The organism is Betaproteobacteria bacterium, from assembly GCA_016791345.1.
GTDB lineage: Bacteria > Pseudomonadota > Gammaproteobacteria > Burkholderiales > JAEUMW01 > JAEUMW01.
Genome location: JAEUMW010000288.1, coordinates 1 through 5,560, shown reverse-complemented (window position 1 = coordinate 5,560; position 5,560 = coordinate 1). Strand labels below are relative to the sequence as shown.

The window sequence follows — 5,560 nt, the reverse complement described above, 5'->3', positions numbered from 1 at the left end:
TCCGCGACGGCAAGCCCGTCGTCGGCTACGGCTTCAACTCGAACGGACGTTATGGGCAGGGCATGCTCATGCGGGAGCGCTTCATTCCGCGCCTGCTGGAGGCCGACCCGGCAAGCCTCGTCGATGCCACCGGCGAGAATCTCGACCCGCACAAGGCGTGGGGCTGCATGTTCACCAACGAGAAGCCGGGCGGCCACGGCGAGCGGTCGGTCGCGATCGGCACCATCGACATGGCGGTCTGGGATGCCGTCGCCAAGATCGAGGACAAGCCCCTCTTCCAGTTGCTGGCCGAACGCTACGGCGACGGCAAGCCCAATCGTCGCATCTTCGTCTACGCGGCGGGCGGTTACTACTACCCCGGACAGGATCACCAGAAGCTCAAGGACGAGATGCGCAGCTACATCGACCGTGGCTACACCGTCGTCAAGAAGAAGATCGGCGGTGCGTCACTGGACGAGGATCTGCGGCGCATCGATTCCATCCTGAGTGTCCTGCAGGACGGTCAGAAGCTCGCCGTCGATGCCAACGGGCGCTTCGATCTCGACACCGCGATCCAGTACGCGAAGGCGCTCTCTCAATACGATTTGTTCTGGTACGAGGAACCGGGCGACCCGCTGGATTTCGAGCTGCAGGCGACGCTGCGCAACTACTACGACAAGCCGATGGCCACCGGCGAGGATCTCTTCTCGATGCAGGACGCACGCAATCTGATCCGCTACGGCGGCATGCGCGCCGACCGCGACTGGCTGCAGTTCGACTGCGCCCTGAGCTACGGCCTCGTCGAATACCTGCGCACTCTTGCGATGCTCCGGCAGCACGGGTGGTCGGCGAGCCGCTGCATTCCGCATGGCGGACATCAGATGTCGCTCAACATCGCTGCGGGTCTCGGGCTGGGCGGCAACGAATCCTACCCGGATCTCTTCCAGCCGTACGGCGGATTTCCCGACAGCGTGAAGGTCGAGAACGGTCACGTCACGTTGCCGGACTTGCCCGGCATCGGTTTCGAGGGCAAGGCGGACCTCTATCGGGAGATGCAGAAGCTCGCCGCGTGAGAGACTCCTGCCCGATCCGCGTCGTTGCGCTCGTCGACTTCTATCGGTTTGATCGCGAATCGGTATCGGCGCCGCCGGCTGCTCCGAGCAGCGCCGCGACCACCTCGTCCCCGACCCGATGCTCGGGTCCGACGGCGGCGATGCGCGCCAGGAGCGCGCGTGCTTCGTCAGGGCGACCGCTGCGCAGCGCGATGAACGCGAGTGCCTTCAGCGTGAAGAGCCAGAAGCGCGCCGGCCCATTGGCCGCGAAATCGGCGGCACTGCCATCCAGGTGCTGGCCGTCATCGCGCAGGTCGGCAGCGTGCGCCGCCTCCGCGAGCCCGCGCCGAGCTGCGCGTTCGGCCAGTTCGAACTCGCGCCGCTGCGCGTGGTGCTTGTAGAGCGCGTAGTAGATGGGCAGCGCATGCGGTGCCAGCGCCTGCGCCGTCCACAAGAGCGTGCTGCGTTCCACAGCCGGTGCGGTCGCTGCCTGGCGCAACAGTTCGCGCGTCGCCGCCGGCACCTCTCCGCCGAACCAGGCTTCCGTGCTTTCGCCGGTGAGGATGTTCATCGCGCAGCGCCGCCCGGAGCGCAGCGTTCGCGCGGCGATGCGCAGCCCTCCATCGCTTCCGTCGGCGGCGTGGTGTCGCCCAGCCCGACGAAGCGCTGCACCGCGTCCAGATCGAAACCGACCAGTCTCGTACCGGCGTCCGCGCGCTGCATGAGCGGCCGGCGGATCAACAGTGGCTCTGCGAGCAACGCTTTCAGCGCGACCTCGCGGTCGAGCGTTTCCGGGTCGATTGCGCCGCTCTTGATGCGTGGTGCCGCGCGGTTGAACCACTGCGCCACCGGCAAGGGATCGAGGAATTCCAGCAGCGCTTCGCGCGTCCACGGGTGCGCCAGCAGGTTGCGCTGTTCCAGCGTGTGCCCCGCGGCTCGCAGCAGTGCACGCTGGCGCGCGTTGCCGCCGCAACCGGGTTTCTCGTAGAAGATCAGATGGGCCATGTTTCGTTCGCGATGCCCGCGAATCCACATGGGATTCGCGCATCACCTCCAGTCGATCGACGACGAAGGATAGGAAATCCGACGTGACTCGGCAAGTTAACGCAAGCGCTGGCCGCGCGTGCGAACTTTCGCGAGGCCGGGGTCGGCGACTTAACGTGGGATTGCCTGCTCTTGAGCTCGTATCCCGCTCCTCCGGCAGGGAGCAAGCGTGGCTGCCGACAGTACTGCGGTCGCTGCCAGCGCGTGTCGTCAATACTTCGGATTCTGCACGATCCGAGGAAGGACCCTGTGGCGTCGGTCTCCCTCGACGATGTCATTCTCATCCCTTCATGCTTGACTTTTCGCTGGTCCACAGAAGCTGTGGACAACTCTGTGGAAAGAGACCCGGCTCACGGCGAGGAAAAGGAGTCTTAAGGCGGCCGCTCAATTTTCGAGCAGACGGGTAATTCGTTACCCGGAACAGGACATTACCGATATTTGCCAAAAGCCTGGCCGTGACATCGTGACTCTACCTCAGGTTTCTGTACATAACTCCCTGGAAAGTCGCGTTTCAGGCTTGATCGAGAAGTTCTCGAACAGCGTGCCTGCGACCACTGCTGCGTGTCTGCGTGCAGCGTGAGAAATCCTGCGCGATGGTCTGCGATGGTGCTCGCTATCGGCTCGGTGCTCCGCTGCTGCAGAGCGATTCCGTGAACGCCATCTCCGGGCTGCGGTCGGTCGCGACGACGAGGTAGCCGCCGCTTCTCCACTGGATGAGGGCAACGCCGTAACTCTGGTAACCGCTCCGTTGCGCGTGTGCCGTCGCGGCACGCCAGGCGTCCTCCAGATTGTCGATGTGCAGCGGCTGTCGCGCCTCGATCTGCGCGCGTCCGTCGTCGAGCAGACGGACGATGTGCACATGCAGTTCGTCCTGCGTTCGCGCGAAAGGCGGATTGACGACCAAGGCGATCTCTTCGGTCGGCGCGATGCGCGCACTCGCGACGCGCCATGCAAACGGCCAGATGCCGTCGGGCCGTCGGGGATCCTCGACGCCGGTAACGATCGAGCGCGGAAGGGCGAGACCGTGCACGAATCCGGGCGGACACTGGCACATCTTGCGATCTGGAATCGCGACGAAGTGCGGCGTTTCCGCCCACACGTCGGTGCTGTTCCAGCACGACGTCACACCGCACTCGCCCACCAGGGGTTGCGGACAGCGCTTGCAGTAATCGGGCGCAGTCGCGTCGAGGCAGTGCAGGACGATCGTGCGCAACGCACTCGGATCGTCGTCGGACGACGCGGGAGAGTAGACGTCCGCGGTACAGCCGACAGCGCCAACGCACAGCGTCGCCAGCATCCATCGGGCAAGCCTTACGTTCAGTCTCGGAGGACCGACGGGCGCTTCATCAGTCACGTGCTTTGCGCCGGGTTGCCGGTCGAAGTGGTCGTCTTGCGTGCAGCGAGCAGCCGCTTGATCTCATACGCTCGCGCTTCCGTGAGCGGATACTTGGCCATCAGCGCCATGGCGACGACGCACATCGCCGACGGCAGACCGATCTCCCAGAATCGGAGCCAGAACATCGTAGCCGCGCTTTGGGTCGCGGCGCCTTCGACGAACCCGGTCAGGTGCTGCAGGTAGCCGCTCACGATCGTCGCAATTGAAACCGCCACCTTCCACCACCAGTTGTAGACGGCGAAATAGATGCCTTCGCGCCGGATTCCCGTGGAATACTCGTCCTCATCGCAGATGTCGGCAATCATCGCGTTCACGAGCGAAAAGCAGAACACCATCCCGAGCGACAGGCAAATCGTCGGAAAGTAAGTGAGTCGCGGAAAAGCCGGGTTGTAACAGACGATCTTTGCGAGGTTGCCCGCCGCGATCAGCGCCAGCGCGAGCAGTACGGTCGTGCGCTTGCCGAGACGTTTCGAGAGCCACGTCATCGGAATCACGCCCACGATGCCGACGATCGCCCAGAGCGTACCGTTCTCCGCCATCAGCGCCGATGCCGCGTCCTTGTTGCCGTCGAAAATGTAGAAGATCTGGATGAGGTTGCTGAAGCCCATCACGAGTTGGAAGCCGACGATCAACAGCACGAACACGATCACGAGCCGGACGAACGTGCCATTCCGGTAGGTCGTCTTGAAGCTCTCGAGCATCGGCACGCGCTCCTGCCCTTGCGTCTGCTGCAGTTTTCCTTCCTTGCAGACGAACGCGCAGATGAGAGCCGCAGCCGTGAGAACGACGCTCATCCCGAGGCAGATCCATTTCACGCCGTTGACCTCGTCGCCGCCGAAAATCGGGCGGTTGGCCAGGAAATAGACCCACGGCAGCGTCAACGCGCCCACGTTCCCGATGAAGCTCGCGTAGGCGAAGATGCTGGTTCTCTCGTGATAGTCCGGCGTCATCTCCAGGCCGAGCGCGCCGTGCGGAATCGAGTAGATCGGCACCACCGTGTAGAAAAAGAGCGAGGCGACGACGAAGTAGGCGAACATCGCCTCCTTGCTCCAGTCGCGGGGCACGGTCCACAGCAGCCAGAACGCGATCCCGATCAGAATCCCGCCAACGACCAGAAACGGGATTCGCCGGCCAAAGCGCGACCGCGAGTTGTCCGACAGGTTGCCGAGGAACGGATCGATGATCGCGTCCCACAGCCGCGGAAACGCCTGGGCATAGCCGATCCAGATCGCGCTGATGCCCAATCCGACGACGTAGACCAGGCTCGTGAGCTGCACCACCGAATTCACCGCGACGATTGTCACGATGGCGCCCAGACCATAGGCGACCTTTTGCGAAACCGGGACTTGATCCTCCGGCGCCGTGACGTGATGCTCGCGGGCGGTCATGGGGTTATTTCAATCCGATTGTCCAGACGCCGCCCCCCGCCGGTGCGATAGGGATTTGGCTCGCGGCGCCCTCCGCGGGTCTCGAAGGTTGAGGCTCTCGCGTTCAGTTCACCACAACGGCGGAGAGCCTCGCGGGTCGATTGTCGGTGAGTTGCTGCGGGCCTTCAAGCTGCGGCTGCGCGCATCGGATCTCATCGGAGCGGGAACGTGATGCCGGCGTCACGTGTGCGCCACGGTCAGGCAGGCAAGACGCTGGCGAAGGGCGGGTGTCTCGCAAAGGGGAGTTTTGGTAGGCCGTGTAGGGATCGAACCTACGACCAATGGATTAAGAGTCCACTGCTCTACCAGCTGAGCTAACGGCCCGTAGTAGTCGCTAACTTAGACGTTCTTGGTAACTGCGGTAGTCGGGCCGAAAAACTGGTAGGTCGTGGCGGATTCGAACCGCCGACCAACGGATTAAAAGCCTGCCACCGGACACGACAGCGCGCAATTCTGCACCGTTTAACGCCAAGACTCAAGGGATTAGCGGTAGGCCAAAGAAAACAAAAACCTCGGACTCGGTGTACCGGCTCGCATTATCTGGACACGGTATTGCAGCTCAGGCCGCCTTGCGCATGGCATAGGCCTGACGGGCTTCGTGGGGTGACATGAAGCCCAGCTTTTCAAGACGCCAGTGGCGATTATAACGGTCCTTGAACGCG

The 5,560-nt window shown here is 63.3% G+C and carries 5 protein-coding genes and 1 tRNA gene; 1 reads left to right on the top strand and 5 read right to left on the bottom strand.

Annotated features, from left to right (window positions below; all coding sequences use genetic code 11):
• Nucleotides 1-1,052 (top strand): mandelate racemase/muconate lactonizing enzyme family protein (locus JNK68_11520; protein ID MBL8540983.1); only part of this gene is annotated, 1,052 nt, incomplete at its 5' end.
• A gap of 40 nt (nucleotides 1,053-1,092) precedes the next feature.
• Here JNK68_11520 and JNK68_11515 read toward each other — a convergent pair.
• The 5 genes from JNK68_11515 to JNK68_11495 form a co-directional block, all read right to left on the bottom strand.
• On the bottom strand, nucleotides 1,093-1,602 hold the full coding sequence (locus tag JNK68_11515) for a hypothetical protein (protein MBL8540982.1): 510 nt from the start codon (nucleotides 1,600-1,602) through the stop codon (nucleotides 1,093-1,095).
• Nucleotides 1,599-2,036, bottom strand: a complete 438-nt coding sequence (locus JNK68_11510) for a hypothetical protein (protein ID MBL8540981.1) — start codon at nucleotides 2,034-2,036, stop codon at nucleotides 1,599-1,601. Before JNK68_11510 ends, JNK68_11515 begins: the two co-directional genes overlap by 4 nt.
• Nucleotides 2,037-2,688: 652 nt before the next feature.
• Nucleotides 2,689-3,372 (bottom strand): CDP-diacylglycerol diphosphatase, encoded by a 684-nt coding sequence (locus tag JNK68_11505; protein MBL8540980.1) that lies wholly within the window; start codon nucleotides 3,370-3,372, stop codon nucleotides 2,689-2,691.
• A 53-nt stretch (nucleotides 3,373-3,425) separates the two neighbouring features.
• A complete protein-coding gene (locus JNK68_11500) occupies nucleotides 3,426-4,859 on the bottom strand; it encodes an MFS transporter (protein ID MBL8540979.1) in 1,434 nt (477 codons plus the stop codon).
• A gap of 287 nt (nucleotides 4,860-5,146) precedes the next feature.
• A tRNA-Lys gene (locus JNK68_11495) sits at nucleotides 5,147-5,222 on the bottom strand.
• Nucleotides 5,223-5,560 lie beyond the last annotated feature (338 nt).

Bases quoted from the DNA above. Each gene is read 5' to 3' on its own strand.
- JNK68_11505 (MBL8540980.1), bottom strand. From the start codon at position 3,372: ATGCTGGCGACGCTGTGCGTTGGCGCTGTCGGCTGTACCGCGGACGTC.
- JNK68_11510 (MBL8540981.1), bottom strand. From the start codon at position 2,036: ATGGCCCATCTGATCTTCTACGAGAAACCCGGTTGCGGCGGCAACGCG.
- JNK68_11500 (MBL8540979.1), bottom strand. From the start codon at position 4,859: ATGACCGCCCGCGAGCATCACGTCACGGCGCCGGAGGATCAAGTCCCG.
- JNK68_11515 (MBL8540982.1), bottom strand. From the start codon at position 1,602: ATGAACATCCTCACCGGCGAAAGCACGGAAGCCTGGTTCGGCGGAGAG.